Source organism: Trichocoleus sp. FACHB-6 (assembly GCF_014695815.1).
GTDB lineage: Bacteria > Cyanobacteriota > Cyanobacteriia > Cyanobacteriales > FACHB-T130 > Funiculus > Funiculus sociatus.
Genome location: NZ_JACJOY010000027.1, coordinates 51,424 through 75,680, shown reverse-complemented (window position 1 = coordinate 75,680; position 24,257 = coordinate 51,424). Strand labels below are relative to the sequence as shown.

The 24,257-nt window shown below is 45.9% G+C and carries 24 protein-coding genes; 10 read left to right on the top strand and 14 right to left on the bottom strand.

The window, feature by feature from the left end; genetic code table 11:
* Positions 1-236: 236 nt before the first annotated feature.
* Positions 237-1,370: a cob(I)yrinic acid a,c-diamide adenosyltransferase gene (locus H6F66_RS05940; RefSeq protein ID WP_190419195.1), complete on the top strand. Its 1,134-nt coding sequence runs from the start codon at positions 237-239 to the stop codon at positions 1,368-1,370.
* Positions 1,371-1,383: 13 nt separating this feature from the next.
* Here the strand turns inward: H6F66_RS05940 and H6F66_RS05935 are convergent, their stop codons facing one another.
* A complete protein-coding gene (locus tag H6F66_RS05935; RefSeq protein WP_190419193.1) occupies positions 1,384-1,761 on the bottom strand; it encodes a hypothetical protein in 378 nt (125 codons plus the stop codon).
* A 113-nt stretch (positions 1,762-1,874) separates the two neighbouring features.
* Here H6F66_RS05935 and H6F66_RS05930 point away from each other — a divergent pair, with 113 nt between their 5' ends.
* Together H6F66_RS05930 and H6F66_RS05925 are read left to right on the top strand one after the other, a co-directional pair.
* Positions 1,875-2,120 carry a helix-turn-helix transcriptional regulator gene (locus H6F66_RS05930; RefSeq protein WP_190419191.1) on the top strand — a complete coding sequence of 82 codons (246 nt, stop codon included), beginning with the start codon at positions 1,875-1,877 and terminating at the stop codon, positions 2,118-2,120.
* Between the two features lie 415 nt (positions 2,121-2,535).
* Entirely contained in the window at positions 2,536-3,153 is a 618-nt protein-coding gene (locus H6F66_RS05925) for a hypothetical protein (RefSeq protein ID WP_190419188.1), read from the top strand.
* A gap of 211 nt (positions 3,154-3,364) precedes the next feature.
* On the opposite strand, the gene H6F66_RS05920 is transcribed toward H6F66_RS05925, so the two are convergent.
* Genes H6F66_RS05920 through H6F66_RS05910 form a run of 3 tightly spaced genes read right to left on the bottom strand, consistent with a single transcriptional unit; the run spans position 3,365 to position 4,394 of the window.
* A complete protein-coding gene (locus H6F66_RS05920; protein WP_190419186.1) occupies positions 3,365-3,832 on the bottom strand; it encodes an Imm30 family immunity protein in 468 nt (155 codons plus the stop codon).
* A complete protein-coding gene (locus tag H6F66_RS05915) occupies positions 3,829-4,230 on the bottom strand; it encodes a hypothetical protein (protein WP_199295117.1) in 402 nt (133 codons plus the stop codon). The genes H6F66_RS05920 and H6F66_RS05915 overlap by 4 nt, the downstream gene beginning before the upstream one ends.
* Before the next feature lie 8 nt (positions 4,231-4,238).
* Positions 4,239-4,394 carry a hypothetical protein gene (locus H6F66_RS05910; RefSeq protein ID WP_190419184.1) on the bottom strand — a complete coding sequence of 52 codons (156 nt, stop codon included), beginning with the start codon at positions 4,392-4,394 and terminating at the stop codon, positions 4,239-4,241.
* A gap of 36 nt (positions 4,395-4,430) precedes the next feature.
* On the opposite strand from H6F66_RS05910, the gene lysS reads away from it, so the two are divergent.
* Positions 4,431-6,113, top strand: coding sequence for a lysine--tRNA ligase (lysS, locus tag H6F66_RS05905; protein WP_190419182.1), 1,683 nt, complete (start codon positions 4,431-4,433; stop codon positions 6,111-6,113).
* A 76-nt stretch (positions 6,114-6,189) separates the two neighbouring features.
* Here the strand turns inward: lysS and H6F66_RS05900 are convergent, their stop codons facing one another.
* Positions 6,190-6,786 (bottom strand): glyoxalase-like domain protein, encoded by a 597-nt coding sequence (locus H6F66_RS05900; RefSeq protein WP_190419180.1) that lies wholly within the window; start codon positions 6,784-6,786, stop codon positions 6,190-6,192.
* A 349-nt stretch (positions 6,787-7,135) separates the two neighbouring features.
* On the opposite strand from H6F66_RS05900, the gene H6F66_RS05895 reads away from it, so the two are divergent.
* Positions 7,136-7,786: a sigma-70 family RNA polymerase sigma factor gene (locus H6F66_RS05895; RefSeq protein WP_190419235.1), complete on the top strand. Its 651-nt coding sequence runs from the start codon at positions 7,136-7,138 to the stop codon at positions 7,784-7,786.
* Complete coding sequence (locus tag H6F66_RS05890) at positions 7,783-9,216, top strand: tetratricopeptide repeat protein (protein WP_190419178.1); 1,434 nt, start codon at positions 7,783-7,785, stop codon at positions 9,214-9,216. The genes H6F66_RS05895 and H6F66_RS05890 overlap by 4 nt, the downstream gene beginning before the upstream one ends.
* Positions 9,217-9,337: 121 nt before the next feature.
* Here H6F66_RS05890 and H6F66_RS05885 read toward each other — a convergent pair whose 3' ends face one another.
* The 3 genes from H6F66_RS05885 to H6F66_RS05875 form a co-directional block, all read right to left on the bottom strand.
* Positions 9,338-10,054 carry a hypothetical protein gene (locus tag H6F66_RS05885; protein ID WP_190419176.1) on the bottom strand — a complete coding sequence of 239 codons (717 nt, stop codon included), beginning with the start codon at positions 10,052-10,054 and terminating at the stop codon, positions 9,338-9,340.
* A gap of 150 nt (positions 10,055-10,204) precedes the next feature.
* Positions 10,205-11,059: a DUF2267 domain-containing protein gene (locus tag H6F66_RS05880; protein WP_190419174.1), complete on the bottom strand. Its 855-nt coding sequence runs from the start codon at positions 11,057-11,059 to the stop codon at positions 10,205-10,207.
* A 265-nt stretch (positions 11,060-11,324) separates the two neighbouring features.
* A complete protein-coding gene (locus tag H6F66_RS05875; RefSeq protein WP_190419172.1) occupies positions 11,325-12,881 on the bottom strand; it encodes an ATP-binding protein in 1,557 nt (518 codons plus the stop codon).
* Between the two features lie 320 nt (positions 12,882-13,201).
* Here H6F66_RS05875 and H6F66_RS05870 point away from each other — a divergent pair, with 320 nt between their 5' ends.
* Positions 13,202-13,480 (top strand): hypothetical protein, encoded by a 279-nt coding sequence (locus H6F66_RS05870; RefSeq protein WP_199313304.1) that lies wholly within the window; start codon positions 13,202-13,204, stop codon positions 13,478-13,480.
* Positions 13,481-13,637: 157 nt separating this feature from the next.
* Here H6F66_RS05870 and H6F66_RS05865 read toward each other — a convergent pair whose 3' ends face one another.
* Positions 13,638-16,868, bottom strand: a complete 3,231-nt coding sequence (locus H6F66_RS05865) for a glycoside hydrolase family 15 protein (protein ID WP_190419169.1) — start codon at positions 16,866-16,868, stop codon at positions 13,638-13,640.
* A gap of 163 nt (positions 16,869-17,031) precedes the next feature.
* On the opposite strand from H6F66_RS05865, the gene H6F66_RS05860 reads away from it, so the two are divergent.
* Positions 17,032-17,187, top strand: coding sequence for a chlorophyll a/b-binding protein (locus H6F66_RS05860; RefSeq protein ID WP_190419167.1), 156 nt, complete (start codon positions 17,032-17,034; stop codon positions 17,185-17,187).
* 172 nt (positions 17,188-17,359) lie between these two features.
* Here H6F66_RS05860 and rpoD read toward each other — a convergent pair whose 3' ends face one another.
* Together rpoD and H6F66_RS05850 are read right to left on the bottom strand one after the other, a co-directional pair.
* Positions 17,360-18,568, bottom strand: a complete 1,209-nt coding sequence (gene rpoD / locus H6F66_RS05855) for an RNA polymerase sigma factor RpoD (RefSeq protein WP_190419165.1) — start codon at positions 18,566-18,568, stop codon at positions 17,360-17,362.
* 635 nt (positions 18,569-19,203) lie between these two features.
* Positions 19,204-19,908, bottom strand: coding sequence for a polysaccharide deacetylase family protein (locus H6F66_RS05850; protein ID WP_190419163.1), 705 nt, complete (start codon positions 19,906-19,908; stop codon positions 19,204-19,206).
* A gap of 65 nt (positions 19,909-19,973) precedes the next feature.
* On the opposite strand from H6F66_RS05850, the gene H6F66_RS05845 reads away from it, so the two are divergent.
* Entirely contained in the window at positions 19,974-20,474 is a 501-nt protein-coding gene (locus H6F66_RS05845) for a hypothetical protein (protein ID WP_190419231.1), read from the top strand.
* Between the two features lie 102 nt (positions 20,475-20,576).
* Here the strand turns inward: H6F66_RS05845 and H6F66_RS05840 are convergent, their stop codons facing one another.
* Both H6F66_RS05840 and H6F66_RS05835 read right to left on the bottom strand, forming a co-directional pair.
* Complete coding sequence (locus tag H6F66_RS05840) at positions 20,577-21,347, bottom strand: hypothetical protein (RefSeq protein ID WP_190419161.1); 771 nt, start codon at positions 21,345-21,347, stop codon at positions 20,577-20,579.
* A 104-nt stretch (positions 21,348-21,451) separates the two neighbouring features.
* Positions 21,452-22,162: a hypothetical protein gene (locus H6F66_RS05835; protein ID WP_199313303.1), complete on the bottom strand. Its 711-nt coding sequence runs from the start codon at positions 22,160-22,162 to the stop codon at positions 21,452-21,454.
* 508 nt (positions 22,163-22,670) lie between these two features.
* Here H6F66_RS05835 and H6F66_RS05830 point away from each other — a divergent pair.
* On the top strand, positions 22,671-23,573 hold the full coding sequence (locus H6F66_RS05830; RefSeq protein ID WP_190419159.1) for an alpha/beta hydrolase: 903 nt from the start codon (positions 22,671-22,673) through the stop codon (positions 23,571-23,573).
* A 51-nt stretch (positions 23,574-23,624) separates the two neighbouring features.
* On the opposite strand, the gene H6F66_RS05825 is transcribed toward H6F66_RS05830, so the two are convergent.
* Complete coding sequence (locus H6F66_RS05825; RefSeq protein ID WP_190419157.1) at positions 23,625-24,152, bottom strand: DUF4330 domain-containing protein; 528 nt, start codon at positions 24,150-24,152, stop codon at positions 23,625-23,627.
* Positions 24,153-24,257: the final 105 nt, after the last annotated feature.

Below are 24,257 nucleotides of genomic sequence, written 5' to 3'. Positions count from 1 at the left end.
CTTCTAGTTAACAAAGTTGCAAAGAGTGGAAATCGTTTTTTGTTTGTTGTGTTGGTTGCACTGACACAGGGGAAAAAAGCACCACAAACAGACTACTTATTCCTAGTGTAGATTTATACGGCGTTGGATACACAACAGCTTAACTCCTGTAACGTCTTGTGCCTTGCTCCTTTTCAATTTAAACTTCTAATCTGCTATCGTTATCAATTTGTGGCAGCTGAGATTTCATGAGAATTATGAACAGAACGGGGATTGGCATTCGCACGGCGCAAGCACGTTCTGAGCGTATTGTTGGGCAGATTCATGTTTACGATGGAGCCGGGAAGGGGAAATCGCAAGCGGCGCTGGGTGTCGTTTTGCGTTCAATTGGGCTAGGTATTAATACAGATTTGGCAACGCGAGTGCTGCTGCTGCGGTTTCTCAAAGGGCCGGGACGCGCCTATGATGAAGATGGCGCGATCGCAGCTTTACAGCAAGGTTTCCCGCACCTGATTGACCAGGTTCGCACGGGACGAGCAGAATTTTTTACCAAAGAGGAAATTACGCGCTTTGACACACAGGAGGCGGAACGCGGCTGGGATGTGGCAAAAGGCGCTCTAGCATCTGACCTCTATTCTGTCCTGGTTCTAGACGAACTGAACCCGGTTCTAGACTTAGGTTTGCTGAGTGTGGATGAAGTCGTGCAGACTCTCAAGCATAAACCCCAAGAGTTAGAAATCATTGTCACAGGTAGAGCCGCGCCGCAACAACTGCTAGATATTGCCGATTTGCACTCGGAAATGAAGCCTCACAAACACCCTGCATCTGAGGAAAATTCGATTTCGGGAATTGAAATCTACACGGGTGCTGGTAAAGGGAAGTCTACCAGTGCGCTAGGCAAAGCGTTGCAGGGAATTGGACGCGGGATTAGTCAGGATACTTCGCACCGAGTCCTGATTATGCAGTGGCTCAAGGGTGGTACTGGCTATACTGAGGATGCCGCGATCGCTGCTTTGCAACAATCATATCCGAACCTGGTAGATCATCAGCGCTGCGGGCGGGATGCAATTGTCTGGCGGGGACAACAGCAAGAGCTAGACTATGTGGAAGCAGAACGAGGCTGGGATATTGCCCGGACTGCGATCGCGTCTGGTTTGTACAAAACTATCATCCTCGACGAACTCAATCCCACAGTTGACTTAGAATTATTGCCGCAACAGCCGATAGTAGAAGCTTTGTTACGCAAACCCCGCGACACAGAAGTTATCATCACCGGACGTTGTTTGAATACACCAGCTTATTTTGATCTGGCCAGCGTCCACTCGGAAATGATTTGCCACAAGCATTATGCTGACCGAGGCGTTGACTTAAAGCGAGGAGTAGATTTTTAGGCTTTCAGTTAAGTTAAACTGCCTTCACATCTTTGTAAGACATCTTGCCTCTCATCTTTATGCAAACTTGCCTTTGCTGCCAAACTTGCTCTAGTCGTTCTAAACCTTCTTCAGTGTACCGCTTGGCTTCTTTTTGAATAGCTGACCAAATGACTGCCAGCGCTTCCAAATTAGGACAACAGCGCAGCAAGTCGCAGCAAGCGGTTATCCACTGTTCCAAGCTGCGATAGCTGACGAAGTAGCCGCCTCTACCTTCGATATGTACCCAGAGGACGTGTTGCCACTTTTGCCAATTCAGGATGCGTCTGGAGTCAATGTTGAGGTGTTTGGCAAGTTGTCTCAGAGTGATGACAAAGGTTTGCGGGTTGATGTGGCTACGAAGCAGGGACATGGCAATTTTGCGGTTCAGACGCACTGGTTCCTATTGGTTACCATCTATCTTACACTAATCGTATCCAAAAGGAAACATTTACTAGACCGTGAACCTCTGAGACGATCAAAGTTATGGGAAAAGCAGGCAAAGCACTTAGAAAGGTATTGGATACCCATAACATCAGCCAAAATCGTCTGGCAATGACAATGGGGATTCGGCGATCAAATGTAAGCCGCTGGGTGAGTGAAGTGAGAGATCCCGTGGCTGAGACGATGCTTGAGATTTGGAAGGCGCTTCAGAAGATCGATCTGGTCGCTGCGGAGGAGTTTATCAGGCTGTATTTGGATGACTCTGCTGAGGATGAGGCGCAGTCTTAATCTTAAGTTCACCTAGATACACTCGCTTCCCAGTTCCCGGTTCCAATTATCTAATTCAATTTTTTCAATAATAGGACTTACCCACTGGAAGGAAATCAATTTCCTGGCCCAAAGCCTAAGTCAGTTTCAACTGACTAAAAAACCTCAAACAAACCCATTTCAATGGGTTTAAGCTTTGAGCCGGAACTTTAGTTCACGGCAACTGCATAAGTCCTGAATAAATTTGAGGAAACAGAATTTCTAAGGCTACCGTCCCAAGAATTACCGGATATAGGTAAACGCGAGCGGAATTTATCAGTTAAATAGTTGGGGATTGTTCAAATTCACAGAAATTGTTGAATAACTAAACAGTCCTTGAAAAAAGCGCGATTTTTTGCCGTTTGTGTAAGTCCTATATAGTCTTTCAAGAAAATCCATGAAAAACATTGTTTCTCGATATTCTCTATTGTTTGTCCTAGGAGTTGTAGCCTTCGTGCCACTAGGCGACATACTCTCCCCAGGTAGCAGTCAAGCACTTCCTAGCGTTGCTCCAGAAGTTTCCTTGAAGCAGCTTTCCCCATCAGTCAGCCAAAAGCAAGTTCCATCTAAACGCCGTGCAAGTACACAGCGGTACACTAATTCTACCTATGGTGTTACTTTTAGCTACCCCAGCAATTGGCAACCTACCCAGGGCTATGAAAACCGAGAACGCTTCAGTGGTGCTGATGGATTTTTCCACGTAACGGGGCTGTTGACACCGCCGCCGTCAACTATACAGGATGTTTGTAATAATGAAGCACGGAATCATAGACTAATTCCCTATGGTACTCGTCCCCAGGTGCAGCAGTTGCAAATACAGGGTCGCCCAGCGTGTTTAATTTTGCCTTCGGCTGACCAAGACAAGGCACTGGAAAGAATGGCAACGCTCATTGTCCGCTATCCGAATTCGATTCGCCTGAACGGGACAGACGACAGTTACTTTATGTTGCATTCCAACAAGGAAAACATTCGCCAGATTACTAGCAGACTAAGATTTACAATGCCAAGGCGATAGTACAGCCGTAAAAAGCTGATTTCAGTGAGTGTGTTTATTTAGATAGCAGTTACAAAAGTTATTCGATTTAAGTGGTAAGTACCTGTGCAGAATAAATTACATAAGCTGGCCTTGCTACATAAGGCTTTCAATAGCATTTAATGTGTAATTTATTTTGCATATCCACTTATACTTGTCTAGCAAAAAGAATGCGATCGCGCTTTAACTTCAGTTAATTAACCAGAGTTGCACTTTCGCTCAAAACAAACTCAGCGTGTGAGGACAGAGGCGGAGATTCCGACGCTGCAATTTCTTTAAGAACCTGATAGACAACATCCCGATTTTTGGAGTTAGTTGAATGCAAAATCTCTTTATATAAAGCACAAGACAAATCATCATTTAGAATTCCGTAATGAAGAGTTTTTGTCCACTCTGGCGCACGGACAATTAGCTCAGGAATAACATCAATAAGCGCTTGAAACTGTTCCTTTGCATCAAAAGACTCCAGAAAATGGATTAGGCCATACATGACCTCGTGATGCTCGCACTCATCGTCTAAAACTAGATGCAATTCTGGCAAATATTCATTTTTCGGATGCTTGGCAAGTTGAGCCATAGCTTCATCAAAAGCTACGACCTCGGCACGCGATCGCATAAATCTATTAGCTTTCATAATTTCAATCAAGTTATTATCGCTCATCTTCTATTCCTCACTTTGTTAAAAGTACCTACCCAAGTTAATTTATTTTGCTTGATGACCTGCTGTAAGCTACGCCGAATATCAGGCGTATAAAGTCCTTGTTGGCGATAAATCAATCGTACATCCCACACTTCACGAGCAAGAGCCTGTCTTGGAGAAACGCTCAAGTCGGGAGACGATCCATAAGATAAAGTCTGGCGATGACGACCAGCCGCTCCCGGATACGGCTGCTCCATCCATATCGAAATCCCCTTATTTCTGGTATAACCAGACACTTTTGCTTTCATAAACGCATCGGACGGAATGTGATGCGCTGTGAGGTTATCATCTCTACGTCTCGCCTTGTTTAATTCACCATAAGTTGCAACAGAACCCTCACCAGGAACCAGTTTAGCCATCTGACCAGTTACTTTTTCTGCATCACCAACAGTATCATTGATCTTCTAAGTGGTAATGGAAGCGATCGCATTTTTGTTGTGGAGTGGGGGAGAATGCGATCGCGTCCCTCCATCCTCCTGCCGCGAAAACAAGCCACAATAGTTAACAGACTCGCCCAGAGCATCCTAAAATCAGAGATTGCCCCTAGAAGTTCCTAATCATGTCCTTAGAAGATATCCGCGCTACGCGGTTAGAGAAAGTCGAACAACTCAAGCAGTTAGGGCTGAATCCCTACGCTTACAAGTGGGAAACTACCCACCATGCAGCTCAATTGCAGGAAAAATACGCAGATTTGTCCAGCGGCGAAGAAGTTGACGTAGAAGTAGCCGTTGCTGGGCGCATCATGGCGCGGCGCGTGTTCGGTAAGCTTGCTTTCTTTGCCTTGCAAGACGAAACTGGCACAATTCAGCTGTACTTGGAGAAGAAAAGAATCGAAGAAGGGATGGCGGATGTCCCAGATGCTTTTAACACAGTCAAGCAGCTGACAGATATGGGGGATATTCTGGGAGCCAAGGGGACAATTAAACGCACGGAAAAGGGCGAATTATCTGTCTACGTTAAAGAGTACGCGATACTTACCAAGTCTCTGTTGCCTTTACCGGATCAGTGGCACGGACTTACGGATGTCGAGAAGCGGTATCGTCAGCGTTATGTGGATTTGATCGTAAATCCGGAGGTGCGGGAAACTTTCCGCCGTCGCGCTAAGATTACGGCTGGGATTCGTCGGTATTTAGATGAGTTGGGTTTCATTGAAATTGAAACGCCAGTGTTACAGAGTGAAGCTGGCGGTGCTGATGCGCGTCCTTTCATCACCTATCACAATACGCTGGATATGGAGTTGTATCTGCGGATTGCCACAGAACTCCATCTGAAGCGGCTGATTGTAGGTGGGTTTGAGAAGGTGTTTGAATTGGGGCGGATTTTTCGGAATGAGGGGGTTTCGACTCGCCACAATCCGGAATTTACGACGATTGAGGTTTACCAAGCCTACGCCGATTATCACGACATGATGGCGCTGACGGAGGGGATTATTACCACCGTTGCCCAAGAGGTGCTGAATACGCTGGAAATTACCTACCAGGGTGAGGCGATTGACTTAACTCCACCTTGGCGTAGGGTGACAATGCACGACTTGGTTCAGGAAAAGACAGGGTTAGATTTTAACTCTTTTCAATCTCTTGAGGAAGCAAAAGCAGCAGCTACTCAGGCGGGGATTGAGAATGTGCAAGAATGCGAATCTATTGGGAAACTTCTCAACGAAGCTTTTGAGCAAAAGTGTGAAGCTAATTTGATTCAGCCGACATTTGTGCTAGATTTTCCTGTAGAAATTTCGCCCCTGGCTAAGCCGCATCGCTCCAAGCCTGGTTTGGTGGAACGGTTTGAGTTATTTATTGTAGGACGAGAGACGGCGAATAGTTTCTCGGAGTTGACAGATCCAATCGATCAGCGCGAACGTTTGGAGGCACAAGCGGCGCGGAAGGCGGCGGGAGATTTGGAAGCGCAAGGCGTGGATGAGGATTTCCTGACGGCGTTGGAGTATGGAATGCCGCCTACGGGTGGTTTAGGGATTGGAATTGACCGCTTGGTGATGGTGCTGACAGATTGTGCGAGTATTCGGGATGCGATCGCATTCCCTCTCCTAAAGTCGAACAGCAGCTTTATTAAAGCCTTTGACTATCACTCAGAAACTAAAACACTCCGCCTCGAATTCGAGAATGGAAGTATCTACAACTATCACGATGTACCTGATAGCGTCTATCAAGCTTTAAAGAGCGCACCGTCAATTGGTCAATACTACAACGCCTTTATTAAGGAAAAATACGGCTTTGACCATGTGAAGTGAGCCACAAGCCCCGTCACCCCACTCTAAGAGCGGGGTGGGGTGACGAAAAATTATGGATAATGGAACGTCAAAATAATTAATTCGACACTTCCGCCATTTCAATCACGCGACCTTCGAGATCCTTCACCAAGAAATTCAGTGGCTTGTCGCGGCGAATTTTGTGCTTGACACCGCGAATTTGTACTCGCAGCAGCACCATCTCTAAACAGTCGTGGTCAAAACATACGTGGCGTTGCTGATTTTTTCTGCCCAAACTTGCGCCAGAGATGATGTGTAGCTGAGTATTCTTTTTCAGCTGATACCACAAACCATCGTTACCGCTAAACTTTTGGGTAGCGGTGCCTCCCAAAGTCGGTGAGAGGTAAAGAGGATCGATGGCGGTAGCGCCCAGGGTTTGCTCATAGTTGTAGTAATAGTGCAGTGGCACTTCTGCTACGGGCAAATCTAGCAAGCCTTCGTACAACTCTCGCGCCATATCTAAGTCGGACACCATGATGGTGTGGACTTTCGGGGCGCTAGTGAGGAACATCCACATGGCACCCGCGTAGGCTACCAATAGCATTACCATAATGCCTTGTGTGGACAAAAGACCGTCTAGAGGCAATTCCGGAAAGAAAGACCCTAAATAAAAGATGTTCAGCACAGAAGGAATAATACTAACCGCTAGAATCATGAACTTACGAGGCGCTTGCCAACCCAATGAGAGTTCACAAAATTGCTGTTACTGTTCTGCACAGTGTAAATTTTTGAGAACTCAGAGGATACTCTTTTAGGGTAGCTTATTGTATCAAAATTTCAATCCCTATTAGGGATTTAGACCGCTGTCCGGGCAAAATTATACTTGAATTTAGGTATAAGGTCTAAAATAAACCAGCAATACTTAAAAAAGGGCAAATAGCGATCGCTTGTCTACTCGTGTGTTGGCAGATGCGATCCTGAAGCGATCGCATCTGCCAACACATCAGGATATATTAGAATCGTCGGTGCCGATTTCACACTCCTGGCAACTAAGCTCTCTTATTGTGCAGATTCCTCATTTTCCGGAAAGCAATCATCCGATTGTCAAATCGCTGTTTCATTACAGCGATCAGGAATTACTCACGTTGTTTCAGCGTCACCCTGAACAGGGACGCTTTTTCACCGCGATTTTCTGTCGCTACAGTTCGATTGTATATACGTTGATTCAGCATTTAGCGCGATCGCCTGTACAGGCAGATTATCTATTTGCCCTCACCTGGCGGCACATTTACTTTGAGCTAGGCGGTTTGGATTTGCGCGACGTTACCGGGACTGGGTTGCTAACTTTCCAGAACTGGCTAATTAATATCACGGCTGTTTGTATCAACCAGGCAGAATTGCCACCTGTAGAAGCAATTCATTACAACCTACAAGCTGCTTCTCCGCCGCTGTGGTGTTATGTAGAACAAGCTTTAGAGCGATTTCCGCCGATGCTGAGGTTGATGGTTTTGATGGCGCAGACTTTTAACTGGAGCGATACGCGAATTGCTGCTTATTTACAGGCGGAAGGAGAGGCAATTTCTCCGGCGGCGGTGCGAATCAAGCTAACTGAAGGTTATCAACTATTAGAAGCATCATTACCAGAAGATATTCGCGCAATTTATCTGTTGGGGGATAGACAAGCAAGCAAAGGCGAGAGGAGCTACCAGGTATGAGTTATAGGGAGCGGGGATGGTTATCGGCAGTCAGCTTGGGGTTAAAACCCCAGCTTAATAGAGCAATTCGGTTAAAACAGACATCTTGCACCAATAAGCCTTGGCGATTAGAAATCGCACCTATACAAACCAAGTCCGCGCAGCCGGACTTAAGACAAGTCGAAGGTTTTGAAACCCATGCAGGCGGGTTTTGTCTGTCTAGACGCAGTTTCAACCGCCCAGTTGAGAATGCTGCAAGATATCAGTTAAAACCGACTAAAAATTTCTTAAAGTCAATCCGTTTTAACAAACTTAACCTATTAGCCTCAGAATCTATTCTGAGGCAGGGCAACCAAAAGGAGGATTTGCCAGTTGTGGGTAAGGGACTAAGGAAATATGGGTTAATTAGAACTGAAAGCTGGAATTTATTACTTGTTAGTTTTTACTTGTTACTTGTTGCTTTCTTTTTCAGCGCCCCTAAAGCTGCCAAAGCTGTCAGTATTGACCAACAACTGAGCATTCCCTTAAACAACGGCACTCAAACCACTGACAGGGAAGATGCTGACGCACTGCTGCGACTGGGGGGACAGGAGGAGCAGAAAGGCAATTTGGAAAAAGCCATTCCCTACTGGTTACAGGCTTTAGAACTTTATCAGAGAATTGGCGACAAGGAGGCAATCGGTCTTACATACGATTTTCTCGGCATCACCTATGGTAAATTAGGGCGTTACATCGAAGCAGAAGATGCTCTCAGAAGACGCTTGGCGGTTGCTCGTGACAGGCAAGATTTCCAAGGTCAAATTTATGGTTTAAATAATTTGGGGACGCTGCTGCTGCAACGAAGTGCCGTAGATGCCGCTATAGTCAGCTTTTCAGAAGCGGCAAGAATTGCCCAGAGCATCAAAAGCCTACCTGGTGAAGGGCTATCGCTGAGTAATCTTGGTTTGGCAACAGCTAGTGCTGGAGATTATTATCAGGCGATTAAACGTTACGAAGAAGCTTTAATTTTTCGGCGGCGGGGTGATGATCCGCTAGGCGAGGCAAATACACAAAATAATTTGGGAGATGCTTATCTAGCGACTGAGAAATATCGCGATTCTTTACTAGCCTACCGTGCGGCGCAGCGATTAGGCAGACAAACACGCGATCGCTCAACTCAGATCCGCGCCATTGATGGTCAAGTGGCAATCTACAGCAGACTTAGGCAATATCCGGTTGCCTTTGAATTACTCGACCAACGCTTAACCCTTGCCCAAGAATCGCAAAATCTGCGTCAAGAACTCAGAACACTGGCGTTATTAGCTCAACTTTACCAGGCAAGCGGCAACAACCCAACGGCTCAGACTTTTTACGAACGGGCGATTATTTTGGCTCGTTCTTTAGGGGATGAGCAGCAAGAAGCGTTTTTAATCAACGATTTGGCGCAAATCCGTTTTACCCGCACCAAATAAAACATCAGCCTGCTTGAAAATAAACCGTTTTACCTAACCCCCAACCCCTTCAGGAGTTGGGGGTTAGGTTTTTCATCAGTTGCGTTTCCAGCCTCAGCCTAGAAACGAGAATTCTTACTTTTTAGTTCAAGAAAACAGATCCACTTTCTTGAATGGTCATGGCATTTTTATCAACGCTTAGATCCGTTGTTTCCTGTAAATTTACCTCCAATACTCCCGGTTCAGAGGATGCTTGAGGAACTACCCTTAGTAATGCCCCATTTGGGCGTTGGAAGGTGATATTCACGGGTGTTTTCAAACCTTCGAGGGTGGCATCGGATCTGCCTTGTAGCTGTCGCTGAGTGGTATCACCAATCACTTGATAAGTAATAGGATCGCCAGTTTGATTCACCAGCTTGACACTTACCATCCCGTTCATGGGGATAACTCTGGAAGCAGGAGATTGTAGCTGTTCTGGTGCTGGTGTAGTTTCTTGTCCGCCGCTTTCAGGTATAGCGTTAGAACTGGGAGATACTGGCTGCTGTACTGGTTGTGTTCCGGGCAAGACATCCGGACAACCCTCTGGAGGACGAATGCCGCGCTGGACGTGTTGGGGTTCGTAAAAGACACTCGGACAAGGGTTAAGGGGTGAAACGCGCCCTGTAGGTTGGACTGATTGGTTTATGGTATCGCGATCGCCTGTATTCTGCATCATGCGATCATTACTATCCGGCGCTTGGTTAATATTGCCGGGAGTGGGGTTCATTTGGGCGAGTGCTGGTAAGCCAATAATTAGACTTCCACAGATAGCCCCCATTAACCCAATGGTTTTTTTGATTGGCTGATTTTGCCGAATCATAGTTTATTCCTCTGTTAACTGAAATTTAAAAAATTGGCTGTTGCCTATATTTTTTATTTTTATTTTTATAAGTTTCAAATATTGATTTCTTTCCCCTTGCACCTGGCTAAAGAAAGATGAATAAAATCTTTCTTTAGCCCTTATTTCACCCTATGCTTGCTCCCACATTTCCTTTATTTTGTCGGGAAGAAAGTCAGAAATTTCCTTAATCCGTTCTGGCGACAAGTCATCTTTAGTCGCCGAGAAGACAGCCTTGATTGCCATTTCTGGTTCTACGCCTTGTGGCAAACCAGCTTCTTGACGAATCCGAAATAGAAAAGTATCGGATTTAATAATCAAAGGCGGACGAATCCGACTTAAAAAATGGACAATGGGATTAGTATCTACCCAAAGATCCGCAACTTCGTTTTGCAGCGCTTTATCTTCTGTAGGTAGCGCTTCTTCATGTAATTCTTCAGTTACCCGGTCTACAGCTTCGTTGGTCATCATATCCCGCATTGTGCGGAACACCACCTCAGTGATATCTCTGGCATCAAAAATATCTTCCAATTCCCCCCGGAACATGACTTTTTCCAGAAAGGGCATATCTTTTGTAGCAATGGGAACTACCGGGCCTTCATTAAGAGACTCAGGCGGGTTATCTTCCATTTTTTCTAGAAGACGTTGCCCTTTTTCTGTCAGTCTTGCACTCTTAAATTTAATCAAATGAGGCGCTAAACCATCTGAAGGATCGTAGGTGTTGGCAATCCGAAAGTCGAACTCTTTCGGGTTAACTACATCCGAAGTATCCTCCTGGTTTGCATAGGCATTGCCAGTAAATTCGGCATCGATATACTGCTTTTGGTTTAAATAATCCAAGTGACCTAATAGGTCGGTTTCTGTAACTTGTCTTCCGGCAAAATCTGATGCTGTAAAAGACACTTCATGTTTACCGGGTTCATTGTCACCTTCGTGGATTTTTTTGAGTAAGATGTAGGCAATATCTTCTCTTAAAGGTATGGTCATCAGAAACTCCTGATAAATTGAATCTAGTAAAAAATGCTATTTGCCGAAAAATGTACGCATACAGCAGCGAGCTACTGAAACTCCCAAGAGTTTCAAGCGCAATTTTTGGCTAATTGAATGGGGATAAATTCCTTATCCACACCTTTTAGAAATTAATAGGTTAAGCACGATCCCCGCATCTGTCACGGGTAGCATTTCTTTAGGAGAGTAATGGGCAGGATGAGGAATGAAGGCTGAATGGGAGAAGTTGTTTGATGGTTTATTGTTATTCTTCTCTAGGGGCGGGTAGGGTGACTGTCACGGTTGTGCCTTGATGGAGAATACTGGCGACTTGGATGTAACCGTGGTGATTTTCGACAATTGCCTGAGCGATCGCTAACCCCAATCCCGACCCCGTTGTTGTAGAATTCCCACTAGAGTGAGTCCGGGCTGGATCAACCCGATAAAATCGGTCAAAGATGTGAGGTAGTGCCGATTCTGGGATACCCGTGCCAGTATCGCTGACGGTCACTTGTAGCTGGGGTATCCCGTAGCGTCTAGTAGAGATGCGTTCACCATCGCCTTTTTCTATATATTGCAATTCGACATTAACTTGACCACCCGCCGGAGTGTATTGCACCGCGTTACTAACCAAATTTGTAAACAGACGCGCCAATTGATCCCAATCGCCCTCAACATCCAATGTTGGATTTTGGATTTTGAAGGGATTTTTGGGGAAATTTATTCTTTCCAAAACATCGCCTGATTTTGGATTATTGGGAATTGCGGATTGGGCAGAGTCCCCCAGTCCCCAGTCCCCAGTCCCCAGTGCCAAATCTAAAGATAGTTTGATCCCCTTTTCAGATGCAACTAGCTGTTGTTCTTCTATCACCTCCATCAATAGGGCATCCAGGGGAACTGACACCCAATTGCGTTGCACCATACCGCTATCTTGCCGCGCTAGAAACAGCAAATCATCCACCAAACGCCCCAAACGCCGCGTAAGTCGTTCTACAACTTTCAACTGTTGGCGGTAATGTAGAGGTGCCTCGCCCTGTGCTTCTACCAAGTCAGGGTCAGCTAGCGCCACCTGGACATTGGTTTGAATCATGGCAATTGGGTTTCTCAGTTCGTGAGAAGCGTCAGCTGTAAATTGTTTGAGACGTTGATAAGATTCCCGCACTGGTTCCATTGCCAACCCAGAAAGCCACCAGCCGCTAGCTGCAACAGAAATCAACATTAGCACCGTGCCAAAAATCAAATCGACCATCAGCAGGCGAGTCGGCTTAGCAACCTCAAACCAGGGATGGCTGACGCGCAGATATCCCAGTACCTGTCTCCCGATTTCCACTCGTTCCGTCACCTGTCGCAGCAGGAGTGGTGAGTATTGAGTGCTTAGCACAGGTGTCTCGCCTGTTTGTTCTGAGTTTTGAGTTTTGAGTTTTGAGTTAAGAGATTCTCCTTGCTCCCCTGAACCCCTTACCACGTTGACGGTTTCACCAGTGCGATTGAGATGGATGGGAATATCTAGCGGTTCGGATAAAGTTGACCAGAGTAATTCACCGTTGGGGCTAAACCATTCTAGGTCGATGTGGTCGTCTTCAACTGTGTCCGCATTGTTGGGAAAACTCGCCTCGACGTTAACGCTAAGTTTGTCGGGCGCGACATTTTCAATTACGAGACTTCGCTGTACAACTTCTACCACATGATTGAGGGTGTCATCCACGCGCTCAATCAAGGTGCTGCGGACATACATATAGACACCAGTGGCAAATAGTAGCAGCAACACAGCTGTTACAGTTGTATACCAAAAAGCCAACCGTCTACGAGTGGCTTGAAACATAAGCACCTCAGCCAATTCTCACAGTGTCTACAGTTTAGTGGCTATCACCCTTGATAAAACGGCATTACAGCAGAGGTTTGCCGTGACGTTCAACTAACTGGTCAGCTACTACAACATTTCAAAAACTATTTTCGCTTAAATACACTTAACAGCTAAAAAAATCAGGGTAAAACAAATGGAAACTCTCGCCTATCTTCATCTTGCCTTATCGTTTGAAGAGTGCGTAAATTTTGAAGTTGACGAATTTATTGAAGTTTCCCTAATTCCAAGCCAACTAGAGTGTAGAGATAGTTATAATATTTCCCTTTTGTCCAATTCAGATGAATGGCTCAATTATTCGCCAGTTTGTTTTTAAAAACAAACTGATATCCTTTATTCAAGGTTTCCCAAACTTACAATTTCCACTCATGCAATCAACTAACAACCAGTTTACAGAGGAAGTGCTTACCGATTTAAACGCCCTGATAGATGAAATAGAAAATAACCCTTCCTTATCTTCATGGGCGATTCGCTTAACCCTCAAATCAATTCGAGACAAAGCTAAGAAAATGAAACTTGAAACTATGCCGAAAGATGCCAAACTTGCTATTAGTTGTTAGCCATTAGCTATTCCGGGTTATTTGAATTTGATTTGTGATTGTAGAGACGTTTTTATGACGTATCTACCTTTTTTATGAACCGCGCAGGCTTCGCTAACGCGGTTCATTCCTGTAAAAAATCTAAACCACTCCACAAGTTACTAATGATAAATGACTCTTAAGCAGCACTAACCTGTCCAAATTGAGTCAAGAATCTAAACGCCTTCACAATAAAAGTGGCGCATTCCTGGGGAGAAGTTCCATAAAATGCACGCCAAGCGGCGGCTTTGTACTCATCGTAACGGTCGGAGTGTTCCGGAAACTTTTCTAGCCAAGCTAATCGGACAGCATGACCAATTAGCACATCTAGCACAATATATTCGGCAATTTGTAAACCGGGGTTAGCGATCGCGATCGCATCCAACTCCATCAACGCCTCAATATTAACTTTACGGTATTCCGGCACCTGTATCTTATTTAGCAAATGTTCCACCCGCAGAGCAAAATTCTTCTCTCCTGGTGTCATTTCTGACAAAATCATCTGGCTATCCAAACGGTTGCGGCGTTCTAACTTATCGCCAATCACCAAACCCTTACAGTGTTTCAGTAATCGCCAAACGCTGGGATAAAAATCTTTCGGAACCCGATTTAACGCCCCATCTAACTGTCGCTGTCGCAACCAACCACCAGCAGCGGGTGCTTCTACTTCATCTTGTTCCACTACTGACACCACCCAGTCAATATCTTTCTCCTGCTGTTTAACGTGCAAAGATTCTTGGCTTAACAATACTTGATTCATCCCTTCGTATCCAGCCAAAACTTGACGCAGACGCATCCTAACTTCAAACGGACTTAATTGCATCAAATTTTCGTAAGCTTCATCTTGAGATGTTTGCAACTCGTGAGCTAATTCGCTAGTTAAAAGTAGAATTAGATATCCGACTCGCAGCGTCAACAAACCGTCAAATAATTGGGGTTCCGACTTGATCAGTTGACCGAGATAGATTAGGATTTCTTGAGTAAGGACGCGATCGCGTATATCTTCCCTACAAAACTCCCGAATCTTATCCATAATCTCTGTATACGACATCGGGCGCGTCATCAACGATGCCTCACTATACGCCTTCCCCACCGTAATTTGCTTACCCCGCACCAGAATATCAGTCACCGCATCCGACAAACTGATATCCACCTTATCCAGCAACCCAGCCGCATGACGCACCACCGTCCAATAAGGTGAAGGCCCAGAAATACCAGCCTTAGCGTAAACTTCATCCAGCAAATCCGCCACCGTCACCCGCACGCCTGGGCCTCCGAACCCCGTGTCAAAATCCAACCCCCGCAACCGCACCAAGGTATGCAACCACTCAACTTGCTCGTAGATATTATTTGTCTCCCGCAGACGGTCGAGTAATAATCCTAAATTCGTTTCACACTCCAGCATAAATTCTTGAGTATGGTTCAACGGACCATTTTTCTCAGGAAGGCTAGCTAGGTAGTAGCATTGCAAAGCTGCATCTTGAACTGGAGACTGACTAAACTCAAAATCGTGCAGAAAATCGATTCTTTGAGTTCCCGCCGTCAGCATCAGCTGATTCAGCCGCCCCAATTTTACCCGGACACCATTGCAAAGACCGTCTTTCAGCTCCTGCATCAATTCCAGCAACGCCTCAGAGCCAGTTTCCAGCATCGCATGAGTTAGCAACAGCGTCATCGTCGGACGACCCAACTCAGACCAATTCCGCTGAATATACGCCAGTTCGCTTTGAATTTCAGCCACCAGAAAATGATAATCCAGCGTCAGATAAAATTGCTGTTGATCCAAAAACGACGGTAAAAAGACAATCGTCTCACCTCGGACGCGAAAAACCCGCGATGTCGTTAAACTCCGCAACCGCCTTACAGGTCTGCCAGTAAGTCCTAGTTTATCGTTCCGACCAATTTGAGTAAAAACCCCTGACAAGTCGGTTGCTTGACGTACCTGAATCGGTTCCACCTGCGTTGGTGTTTGGGTTGCAATGCCCTGAACTTGCAATTTTGCCTGTAAATCCTCATCTTCAGCTAAGAGGGCAATTTGCACCAATGGGTCTTGATTGCGATTCATTGTTAAATGCCGTCCCAGTGGGTCAATATCTCCCACCGCCACCAAACCTTCACTCAACATTTGCCCTAATAAATACAAGCTTTGCGCCCATACCAAGGGAATATTTTCGTTAGGTAAACGTGTCTGACTGTGAGGATTTAACCTTTCCGCCTCTATTTTCTCTCTCGGCACATAATACAGTTCAGGTAGCAACCCCAAACCTTCCTGTTCAATTAACAGAGACTCTAAACACTCTTGGTAGTCTTTAACTTGTTCTGTGTCTCTGTGAAACAAGCCATCCAGCACCAAATAAGTGAAAAATAAAGGCCATTCGCACTCAATATGCTCAAACTGTTGCAATTCCCAAGGTTCATAGTGCAAGCGGCTGGTATCTTCCAAAACGGTTTGGTGTCCATCTCGCAAAAAGCGTTTGCAGCCATAGCGTCCTTCCAGCTTGTCAATAATTTTCTGGCGGGTGCGTTCCACCAGTTCCATATTTTCCACCGCAAAGGCTGGGAAACTAATTACACTCAACAATGCTGCATCAACTTCTTTTGAGCTAGATTCTCTTGGCAGCAAGGATTTCAGCGTCATCCGGGCGCGAGCGATTTCATCAGGTAAGACGTGGATAACCGAAGCCTGAGAACCGCGTACCCCGAATAAATCCAACCCGCTAATTGCTTCTAAGGCGGCTTTTGCCATTCCCACCGAACTTGCGTTCAGTTCTGGATTCCCCCGATTAATTTTATTTCCTCGTTCCCAAATTCCATAATCGGGTGTTCGGTATGCGCGACCAATGTAATACACCAGATTTTGCACGAAGTTAACTTCATCTATGCAGTAGATGATGTGTAACCCGGATGCTGTCATCTGCGCCAGCATCAGCAAAAACAGGGAGGTAGCATCTAATTGCAAGTGTCCCCAAGCGTCATCGCCGACGACAACATCGCCAGAACTGGTGTTGTATTTGGCGTGCAGGCAGTCTAGCAGGGATTGGCTTTGTTTAAAACTTTCTACCTTGTGGCTTTGGCGCATCATGCAGAACAACAGCCCCCGCATCAGCTTGACCACGCTTTGTTCTAGTTCGTAGGTGCGTCCCCCATCTTCATCAACTTTGCGGTAAGCCAGCGCCAATCCCCAAACCGCGAGAATGCTATAAACGTTGTCTCGCACCCAAGCGTCGGTATAGTCGCCGTGGGCGTTAATGGCGGTACTGGCGGGTAATAGCCCGGTTATCGGATTTTGACGGTTGAGAATGACTGCTGCAATCTGCTGATAATAATTATCTAAGCGATCGCTTAGCAGTTTGGCGGCGGTTAGCGACATATCATTTTGCAAGAGTGTGACGGAAGCAGGCCCAAGTGCCTTATATTTTCGCACCAAAGTCAATTTTCATCCGCAAGCGGAGCAGATTGTTGCGCGATCGCCGATCTTTAGTTACATTAATTTACATAATGTAACCAAATTTTATTCCAGTCAGTATAAAACTATGCAAACTCAAGATCGCAACGATGTAACGAAGGTTGGCTTTACCCCTCAAGCTGAAAACTGGAACGGTCGTCTGGCGATGATTGGATTCCTCGCTGCTGTAATTATTGAACTCACCAGTGGTCAAGGTGTACTTCACTTCTGGGGCTTAATGTAATTTTTCAGTCTTCTTAACCTCGGTCAATCTCAATTCGCTGGGTGTTTCTTCGGAAATATCCAGCTTTTTTATAAAATATGGTGTTTTTGAATATCTGTAGAGTTATTGTTAGGAAAAAAAAGCTAAGAAAATAGGGTGGGCAATGCCCACCCTATTTGCTCAAAGCTATTGTTTAGCGAATGTATTCTTTGAGGATGCTGTTGCGGTTGGGGTGGCGCAACTTGCGGAGGGCTTTCGCTTCGATTTGACGGATTCGTTCGCGGGTGACGTTGAAGATTTGACCGATTTCTTCGAGGGTCTTCATGCGTCCATCATCTAAGCCGTAGCGCAGACGTAAAACGTCGCGTTCGCGGGGGCTGAGAGTATCGAGGACGCTTTCTAAGTCTTCCCTGAGCAAATTTTTGGAAACTTGATCTTCTGGGGTTTCACCATCAGCTTCGATGAAGTCTCCCAGTCGAGAATCTTCTTCTTTGCCGATTGGCGTTTCTAAGGATATCGGCAATTGGGCAGATTTGGCGATGAAACGCAGTTTCTCAATGGTCATCTCCATTCTCGTAGCAATTTCTTCTTCAGTGGGTTTGCGGCCCATTTCCTGAGAAAGGAGTTTGGTGGTTTTCTTGATGCGAGAAATGGTTTCGTAGAGGTGAACAGGTAGGCGGATGGTGCGAGATTGGTCAGCGATCGCTCTGGTTATTGCCTGACGAATCCACCATGTAGCGTAAGTTGAAAACTTGTAGCCTTTCTCGTGGTCGAATTTCTCAGCGGCGCGAATCAATCCCAGACTGCCTTCCTGAATCAAGTCTTGGAAAGATAACCCGCGATTCATATATTTCTTGGCAATCGAAACCACCAAACGCAGGTTTGACTGCACCATTTTGTCCTTAGCGCGGCGACCTACATAGAGGCGATGTCGAAACGCTGGTAGGCGCTTTTTAACCTCTTTAGACCACTCTTCTTGTTCTGGTTCTCTTCCTAACTGAGTAGTAAGTTGTTCCCAGACTCGCTCAGATTTCAGTACCCCTTCAGCCCACTCTATATCTTGGGGTTCCCGCTCTAGATTTTCGATCAATTGCTGGCGTAAACGTTCCAATTCCAGCAAATCTGCAATTTTCCGAGCAAGTTCAATTTCTTCGTCGGCGCGTAGCAGGCGAATCCGACCAATTTCTTGTAAATATAGGCGAATCGAATCCTCTGTATAGTGCTTCTTTTTAGTTTGCACCCGACGACGGGATCTGGCTACCTTACCAGGCTTACCGTCTTCTTCATCCGGTGCCACGTCTACAAATTCTTCATCTCGATCCGCTTCTTCGTCAATTAATAGCTCTAACATTTCGCTGTCAGGCTGAATGATGATTTCGAGTACGTCGTTGGCCTGGGTCATGCCTAATTCCTCATGCTCCTTCAGTTAAAGACCAGAAGATGGTGTGGTTAATCTACAAACAAGTTAGTCAGTGGTATAGTTTGCCAGCATTCAAAGGTTGCTCACTGACTAGGTGAGAGAAAGAGAGAATACATTCCTCGCAACGCCAGGGCGAACTTAAAAGCGTTGGGGTAGGTGTTAATGCTGGATATGTTCAAGACCTTTCCGATTGTAGCCTCTCTTACAAAAATTGCACGTTTTTTGATTATTTAATCCTGCAAATATGAAATTAATGTCTGGCGAGCTTTTCCAAATGGATAATGCAATTGGAATTGATGCACCCATCATGCAGCCCATCTCCTTGAACTAATTTTTACAGGATTTGCTCTTACTTACTCGCTTTCTTGAGAAAACAAGCCAGTTTTTCGCTGCCTTTCTATCAATTGGCCGCTTTTCCAGCGTCAAAGGATTGGCGACAATAGCACTAAGCAGTAATGAACGTGCAAGCCAAAACTACGAGAAATTGTCCTTTTATCTTACGTTAAGCTCAAATATAACTCCATACTATTAAGCTTTATAGGTCAGCGGTTGAGACAAATGGCTGAATTCTATTCAGTCATTCTAATCAACTGGGACTAAATGTGACATCTAAAACATCAATATATATTGCAAAATCCGCATTGACCACTCAATTTGGCTTGTTGCCACAAAAAATCAATGGTGACAAACTGGTATCCTTGCTGCAATAGTTGGGGAATTAGCTGGCTAGTGGTTTGGGCTACGTCTTGTCCACCGTAGTAGCCATCGTGCAGAACAATCACTGAACCATTGCGAACTTGCCGCAGCACCCGCTCTACGACCAGGGAAATTCCTGGACGCACCCAGTCTTCCGGGACGACGCTCCACATGACAGGTCGATAGTTCCACTGGTGCAATAAATCTAAGGTTTGGGGTGTAAACAAACCGTTGGGGGGCCGGATATCTCGGATGTAGCGTGAATCTAGTTGACAAGCTTTTTGGATTGCCTGTTGGGTGTGTTCTATACTTTGCTGGAGTTCCGTTGGGCTGAGTTTAGGAAAGGCGCGATGATCGTATCCGTGTAATCCAATCCAGTGGCCCCGGTCGTAGACTTCTTTAGCAACTGTTGGGTAACGGTTGACACAGGCACCGAGCCAGAAAAAACTAGCAGTGATGCTGTAGCGGTCTAGCACTTGTAACAGCTCTCTGGTGTACTGAGGATGGGGGCCATCATCAAAGGTGAGAGCGATCGCTTTTGAATTTGCAGCACCCGACCACAGACAGTTAGGAAAGGCAGGCTGAAGAATTCGGTACACAATAGGAAATAGCGGAGCCAGCTGCATTTAGTCTTTTAAATTGGTGTCAGCATACAGTGAGTCTTAAAGGTCAATTTTTACAACAAAAGCAAATTTTTGCCACCGTCACACGATTTTTTCTTTTGGTTGCTCTTGCTGGGTGCAGCACTGTAACTACCAGCCAGTATGAAGCAACAGCGCGGACTACTTTTACTTGGAAAGTTCACTACTTTACTAATCCCAGCCGCAATCTAGAGCGAATAGAAACTTTTGGCTCTACTTCTTTGCTCAACCGCAATGGCGAGAAACCAGAAGGAGCGGTTATTGGCCCTCATGAGCGGGAACTTTGGTGGGCGGCTCTCCCGCCACAACCGACGCTGGATGAAATTGAACAGCGACAACAACCAGGCGAACAGACAAGTACACCTGGTCTGTTGCGAGATGTGGACTACCAGATCACCTATCGCTCTGGCAACCAGACGGTGACGTTGCCGACGAATTACGATGTTTATCGGGAGGTTGTGAAGGCATATCCTTCCCAGACACCTTTAGAGCTAACTTTGGGAATCAACGATGCTTCAGTGGAAAAAGCTGAACCCAAGTTTGAAAATTAAAAGTGAAGCATCCCCGATGTAAGCCATGTGCAACTTTCTTTATAGTGTGATACTCCCAACCCAAGGGACAATTGGGGAGCTAAGAAAAAGTTGCACATCCGGTCAATTTTTAATTCTTAATTTTCTGGCAGAGCTTTTCACAGTGATGGGTATCTTTAACGGCTGACTGGCTTTAGTTAGCTGCTGTGATTCCAGCTCTTGCAGACCATCAAGAATTGCGTCGCGGATGACAGCTTCCGGCTCTCGACTCAACATCAGGCGAAAATATTCGGCGATGGTACGTTTGCGATCGCGCTCTAACCGAGCATCTGTTACTAAAGCGCTCAGTTGACGAACTGCAAGCAAACGCTTCAGGGGGTCAACCTCTGTTAGTTCCGTTAACAGATGGTTCAGATTACCTTCTTCGCGATTCACTTGACGACTAATAATTTGCCACACCAACAAAATGAGAGTTAACAGGGTGCCTAAGCCTTGAAGAATCGCACCAGTTGCAATCCAGGGGCTATCTGAGTCTACCCAGATGGAAGCAGCCATGTAGGTGCTGAAGGTGGCCAGTCCGCCGCTACCAACTGCCAGAGTTAATTGACGATTGGAGCCGCTAAAAAACCGTTGCATACTTGACCAGTGTACTTGCCAGTCCCATTCCTGCATCAAGTAAACCAGCAACATTACCAACACACCAGCGCAGGTAGCCAGCAGAAGCTTCCAGTTCCAGAAAAGCATTGCCAACATAAATGCGATCGCCAGCAGCCAGCCTCCTTGCGACAACCTTGCTTGAGGAAACCGCTGGAAAAGTGCCAACTTTGATGGTTTGTGCGACGAGCTTTCAATGAGGTTAGCGATTTGCTGCCGCCATTTAGACGCCTGTGCCACGGAGATTTCCTGCTTAAGTCAGATAGATTATATCTAACCTACTGGCTCTCTCGATAAGTTTTTTCTCAGTGGAAGGTTCAAACGTGGGAACGCTAACTTATCTCTTAGAAACCAAAGCTTAAGTCATCGACGGTTAGCTGACCGTCAAAGGCGTAGAAAGTAATCCGACTGATATCAGGTACGTTTACGCTCAGGAGCGTGTTGGGAGGGATTGGGGAGTCAGTTCCGGCGAGATTTGGCCCAGGTATCTCGGTGCGGGCGAGGAGTTTATCTTGGGCGTCAAAGGCAGATAAAATAGTTCGCTGAGAACTGGTGGTAAAGCCGCTGACAAAGCGTACTGGATACTCGAAAAACACTTCTATCAAGCCGTTTTTCGGCGCACCCATGAGGACTGTGGTGCCAGACTGAACGGGAAAGGCAGGGTTTGAGGGTTGGAGAGCGATCGCGTTTCTAAAGGTGACTCCCCATTGTTGAAACTGACGTTCCACTACTTCAAAGCATGTCAAATCTTCCATGTTGAGGCGAACGCAGGTAGGTTTTTTTACCGGAAAGCCGAAATCAGACTCTAACGGCTTTGCGCCAGCAGAAGCGACAACGGTAGCAGCGTTGAGAAAATCAGCTGTCGCTGATGCTTCAAACTCGCCCACTTCATCACACACAGGACTGTATTGCTTTGCCATAACACTATGTAAACGCCCTTTTTCAACAACCGGATTGCCTTTAACTGCATCTAGCACTGGACACTGGACGATGATTTCTTTCTGGCTTTTCAATGGAAGCGACGACCTTAAACTACCAACTCTCCTTGTGTTCATCCAGCCTCCTTGACTCCCAAAGCATTTTTTATATTGCCATCCCAATTAATGCTTCTTGGGCGAGTCGAAAGATTCCGCACTTTAAACTTCCTGATCCGGAAATGATGGCAAATGTTCCATTCCTCAACGTTTGCTGGTGGCTACTCGTTTAAGCGTAGCTGAAAGTCTACATAAGTACGGAAAAATGGGGTGATGGGTTTTACCCCCTACCGTTAAAATTATCTCTGATTTTTTCCGGTTTCGCATCCGTTATCTAGCTGATGTCTCCGAACTGCCACAGATGTCAAACTAAGGCGCTATTAGTTTTTTTTACTTAATACGGCTATTTTTCGGGTGAGAGAACCACTTACCAAATCTTTAAACAGACGAGGTTTGGTTTTAGAGTTTCTTGGCATTTCTATCGACTGTGTGGATTGGGGAAGTTCTTCATGACTAATCACCATTCCACAGCCAGAGGTTTTGCTAGACCTAAATCGGCGATGATGGCAGTAGATAGGAGGTTTGTCCCATGATTCAGCCACCAGGATTTGAACAGCACTCAGTTGTCACCTCGTTGGGAAGAATGGTGTACTACACTAACGAAGGGGAACCGTGGCGGTCAACAGCTGCCACCAGTTTGAAAGAGTTGCCCACATTGGTTTTCCTGCATGGCTTTGGTGGAGGCTCGTCCGCTTATGAGTGGTCGAAAGTCTACCCAGCTTTTGCTACTGAGTATCGAATCTTAGCACCAGACTTAATTGGTTGGGGTAGATCCGATCATCCAGCCCGGAATTACCAAATAGATGACTACATCAACACGATTATCGAGTTTCTGGAGCTGACTTGTAATAGCGCAACGCCTGTAATTGCGTCTTCGCTCTCGGCTGCCTTTACAATTAGAGCTGCGATCGCTCGTCCCGATTTATTTAAGTCCCTGATTTTGACGACAGCGGCTGGGTTGTCTGACTTTGGCGAAAATTACACGCGCAGCTTTTTTGCCCAGCTCGTCAGCACACCCATTTTAGATAAACTAATTTACAGCACTGGCGTTGCTACCAGCGGCGGTATCCGCAGTTTCTTAGAACAACGCCAATTTGCTCAGAGCGATCGCGTTTACGAAGAAATTGTCAACGCCTATCTGGAATCTGCCCTGGAACCAAATGCTGAATATGCAGCGCTTTCTTTTGTGCGGGGGGATTTATGCTTCGATCTTTCACTGTACATTGGGCAGCTAAACGTGCCTACTGCCATCATGTGGGGCGAAAAATCTCAGTTTACAGGCCCTGATATTGGCAGGCGGCTTGCAGCTTTGAATCCGCAAGCCGTCAAGGTTTTTCAACCTCTGGATGATGTGGGGCTGACACCCCAGTTAGAAATGCCTGCGGTGACAATTGGCTTAATCCGGCGATTTTTGAAATTGCTTAATGGCTAATGGAATCATGGCTAATTGCGTTCTTGACCAATTAGCCATGATTCCATTCTTTTAGCCTTCCAACCGGATATCAATCACAGTGACGTTAAAGTTGTAATCTGAACCGTCGAGTTCTAGGGGCATACCAATTTTGACTTTAGTGCCGCCTATGACTAGACCATCTTTAGTAGTTTGCCCTTTTGTAGCAAAATTCATTAGCATATCGGTGCTGAAAGAATCTTGTCTGGGATCGGCTAAGGCTTTGACAGAACCATCTGGTTGCGGCACAACCACTGTTCGTGGCAGGAGTTTGACGGATTTAATCTCCATCTGTCCGGCGGGTTGATTGCGGATGATAATATTTACTTTTTTGTCTTTCTCAAACTGTTCCATTAATCCTTGCGGGTCTAGGACGTTCAAACCCCGAACAATGGCATCTACTTCTACTGGTTTTGTGGTAACGCCGACTTGAGCAACCGAACCGGAGGTGCCGGGGAAGAAGAAGATCCCGACAATAACTGAGAGAATCACTAAGGCAGCAGCAACATCTAAAATGCTTACCTTGCCGAATAAGCGACCTTGAGAATCCAAAATCTTCATGCAGAAATGTCCTGGCTCTAGCTAAAAGACTGGTGGAAAATAACATCTAACTCTATAGATCGCAAGCTAGATGAGTCACGATCCGGTAGTCTTTTGTCAGAGTAA

Excerpts from the sequence above, each read along its gene's own strand:
- H6F66_RS05940 (WP_190419195.1), top strand. The coding sequence starts at position 237 with ATGAACAGAACGGGGATTGGCATTCGCACGGCGCAAGCACGTTCTGAG.
- H6F66_RS05935 (WP_190419193.1), bottom strand. The coding sequence starts at position 1,761 with ATGTCCCTGCTTCGTAGCCACATCAACCCGCAAACCTTTGTCATCACT.
- H6F66_RS05930 (WP_190419191.1), top strand. The coding sequence starts at position 1,875 with ATGGGAAAAGCAGGCAAAGCACTTAGAAAGGTATTGGATACCCATAAC.
- H6F66_RS05925 (WP_190419188.1), top strand. The coding sequence starts at position 2,536 with ATGAAAAACATTGTTTCTCGATATTCTCTATTGTTTGTCCTAGGAGTT.
- H6F66_RS05920 (WP_190419186.1), bottom strand. The coding sequence starts at position 3,832 with ATGAGCGATAATAACTTGATTGAAATTATGAAAGCTAATAGATTTATG.
- H6F66_RS05915 (WP_199295117.1), bottom strand. The coding sequence starts at position 4,230 with ATGGCTAAACTGGTTCCTGGTGAGGGTTCTGTTGCAACTTATGGTGAA.
- H6F66_RS05910 (WP_190419184.1), bottom strand. The coding sequence starts at position 4,394 with ATGCTCTGGGCGAGTCTGTTAACTATTGTGGCTTGTTTTCGCGGCAGG.
- lysS (WP_190419182.1), top strand. The coding sequence starts at position 4,431 with ATGTCCTTAGAAGATATCCGCGCTACGCGGTTAGAGAAAGTCGAACAA.
- H6F66_RS05900 (WP_190419180.1), bottom strand. The coding sequence starts at position 6,786 with ATGATTCTAGCGGTTAGTATTATTCCTTCTGTGCTGAACATCTTTTAT.
- H6F66_RS05890 (WP_190419178.1), top strand. The coding sequence starts at position 7,783 with ATGAGTTATAGGGAGCGGGGATGGTTATCGGCAGTCAGCTTGGGGTTA.
- H6F66_RS05885 (WP_190419176.1), bottom strand. The coding sequence starts at position 10,054 with ATGATTCGGCAAAATCAGCCAATCAAAAAAACCATTGGGTTAATGGGG.
- H6F66_RS05880 (WP_190419174.1), bottom strand. The coding sequence starts at position 11,059 with ATGACCATACCTTTAAGAGAAGATATTGCCTACATCTTACTCAAAAAA.
- H6F66_RS05875 (WP_190419172.1), bottom strand. The coding sequence starts at position 12,881 with ATGTTTCAAGCCACTCGTAGACGGTTGGCTTTTTGGTATACAACTGTA.
- H6F66_RS05870 (WP_199313304.1), top strand. The coding sequence starts at position 13,202 with ATGAATGGCTCAATTATTCGCCAGTTTGTTTTTAAAAACAAACTGATA.
- H6F66_RS05865 (WP_190419169.1), bottom strand. The coding sequence starts at position 16,868 with ATGTCGCTAACCGCCGCCAAACTGCTAAGCGATCGCTTAGATAATTAT.
- H6F66_RS05860 (WP_190419167.1), top strand. The coding sequence starts at position 17,032 with ATGCAAACTCAAGATCGCAACGATGTAACGAAGGTTGGCTTTACCCCT.
- rpoD (WP_190419165.1), bottom strand. The coding sequence starts at position 18,568 with ATGACCCAGGCCAACGACGTACTCGAAATCATCATTCAGCCTGACAGC.
- H6F66_RS05850 (WP_190419163.1), bottom strand. The coding sequence starts at position 19,908 with ATGCAGCTGGCTCCGCTATTTCCTATTGTGTACCGAATTCTTCAGCCT.
- H6F66_RS05835 (WP_199313303.1), bottom strand. The coding sequence starts at position 22,162 with ATGAACACAAGGAGAGTTGGTAGTTTAAGGTCGTCGCTTCCATTGAAA.
- H6F66_RS05830 (WP_190419159.1), top strand. The coding sequence starts at position 22,671 with ATGATTCAGCCACCAGGATTTGAACAGCACTCAGTTGTCACCTCGTTG.
- H6F66_RS05825 (WP_190419157.1), bottom strand. The coding sequence starts at position 24,152 with ATGAAGATTTTGGATTCTCAAGGTCGCTTATTCGGCAAGGTAAGCATT.